Source organism: Pseudoalteromonas sp. Angola-4 (assembly GCF_028599265.1).
Taxonomy (GTDB): domain Bacteria; phylum Pseudomonadota; class Gammaproteobacteria; order Enterobacterales; family Alteromonadaceae; genus Pseudoalteromonas; species Pseudoalteromonas atlantica.
Map to the genome: position 1 here is coordinate 1 of NZ_JAQREK010000104.1, position 434 is coordinate 434.

General features: G+C 42.4%; 1 pseudogene. It reads right to left on the bottom strand.

Annotation, left to right across the window (positions count from 1 at the left end):
- Nucleotides 1-333 (bottom strand): annotated as a pseudogene (locus PSH48_RS21015) (RNA polymerase factor sigma-54); the annotation flags it as partial.
- Nucleotides 334-434: the final 101 nt, after the last annotated feature.

A 434-nucleotide genomic window follows, 5' to 3' on the forward strand; every position in this document is an offset into this window, starting at 1 on the left:
CATGTACTCATCCCAGCTAACGTCCATTGCCATGTCGTCACTTACGGTATCTTTAGCAAGCGCTTCACCACTGTCTTGTTCATACTCGCTAGGGGCTTCATCTGCAGATACGGTTACTGTAACTTCATCGTTATCTGCTTTTTGCTCATTTTTGCCCGCAAGATCATCGGCATAGTCTTGCTCCTCAACCTCAAGTAATGGGTTGCTGTCGAGCGCTTCTTGTATTTCTTGCTGAAGATCCAATGTACTTAATTGCAGCAAGCGAATAGCTTGTTGCAACTGAGGTGTCATTGTAAGTTGCTGGCCCATGCGCAGCTGTAGTGATTGCCTCATGTATCTCTAACAATCCTTTTAAGTTGTTATAATTAATACTAGCAGATGCTTATAAATAAGGCGTAAATGTTACAGCCTAAATTGCTCGCCTAAATATACAT